Source organism: Streptomyces sp. NPDC046831, assembly GCF_040645305.1.
Classification (GTDB): Bacteria; Actinomycetota; Actinomycetes; order Streptomycetales; family Streptomycetaceae; genus Streptomyces.
The window spans coordinates 1-1,306 of record NZ_JBEYXZ010000076.1 but is presented as its reverse complement, the minus strand read 5'-3'; the positions used below and the strand labels follow the sequence as shown (position 1 = coordinate 1,306).

At 56.7% G+C, this 1,306-nt stretch carries 1 rRNA gene (cut by a window edge); it reads left to right on the top strand.

Features of this window, described 5'->3' with window-relative positions:
- A 23S ribosomal RNA gene (locus ABZ920_RS30450) occupies positions 1 to 1,178 on the top strand (its annotated part extends 1,661 nt beyond the left edge of the window); the annotation flags it as partial.
- Positions 1,179 to 1,306 lie beyond the last annotated feature (128 nt).

The window sequence follows — 1,306 nt, the reverse complement described above, 5'->3', positions numbered from 1 at the left end:
GTTCCTGAGCTGGGGGTGGCCGCAGAGACCAGCGAGAAGCGACTGTTTACTAAAAACACAGGTCCGTGCGAAGCCGTAAGGCGATGTATACGGACTGACGCCTGCCCGGTGCTGGAACGTTAAGGGGACCGGTTAGCTCCATTTCGGTGGGGCGAAGCTGAGAACTTAAGCGCCAGTAAACGGCGGTGGTAACTATAACCATCCTAAGGTAGCGAAATTCCTTGTCGGGTAAGTTCCGACCTGCACGAATGGCGTAACGACTTCTCGACTGTCTCAACCATAGGCCCGGTGAAATTGCACTACGAGTAAAGATGCTCGTTTCGCGCAGCAGGACGGAAAGACCCCGGGACCTTTACTACAGTTTGATATTGGTGTTCGGTTCGGCTTGTGTAGGATAGGTGGGAGACTGTGAAGCGGGCACGCCAGTGTCCGTGGAGTCGCCGTTGAAATACCACTCTGGTCGTGCTGGATGTCTAACCTGGGTCCGTGATCCGGATCAGGGACAGTGTCTGATGGGTAGTTTAACTGGGGCGGTTGCCTCCTAAAGAGTAACGGAGGCGCCCAAAGGTTCCCTCAGCCTGGTTGGCAATCAGGTGTTGAGTGTAAGTGCACAAGGGAGCTTGACTGTGAGACCGACGGGTCGAGCAGGGACGAAAGTCGGGACTAGTGATCCGGCGGTGGCTTGTGGAAGCGCCGTCGCTCAACGGATAAAAGGTACCCCGGGGATAACAGGCTGATCTTCCCCAAGAGTCCATATCGACGGGATGGTTTGGCACCTCGATGTCGGCTCGTCGCATCCTGGGGCTGGAGTCGGTCCCAAGGGTTGGGCTGTTCGCCCATTAAAGCGGTACGCGAGCTGGGTTTAGAACGTCGTGAGACAGTTCGGTCCCTATCCGCTGTGCGCGTAGGAGTCTTGAGAAGGGCTGTCCCTAGTACGAGAGGACCGGGACGGACGAACCTCTGGTGTGCCAGTTGTCCTGCCAAGGGCATGGCTGGTTGGCTACGTTCGGGAGGGATAACCGCTGAAAGCATCTAAGCGGGAAGCCTGCTTCGAGATGAGGACTCCCACCCACTTGATGGGGTAAGGCTCCCAGTAGACGACTGGGTTGATAGGCCGGATCTGGAAGCACGGTAACGTGTGGAGGTGACCGGTACTAATAGGCCGAGGGCTTGTCCTCAGTTGCTCGCGTCCACTGTGTTGGTTCTGAAACCACGAACGACCCCGCACATCTAGTGGTGTGTGGTGCGGTTGTCAGTTTCATAGTGTTTCGGTGGCCATAGCGTGAGGGAAACGCCCGGTTACATT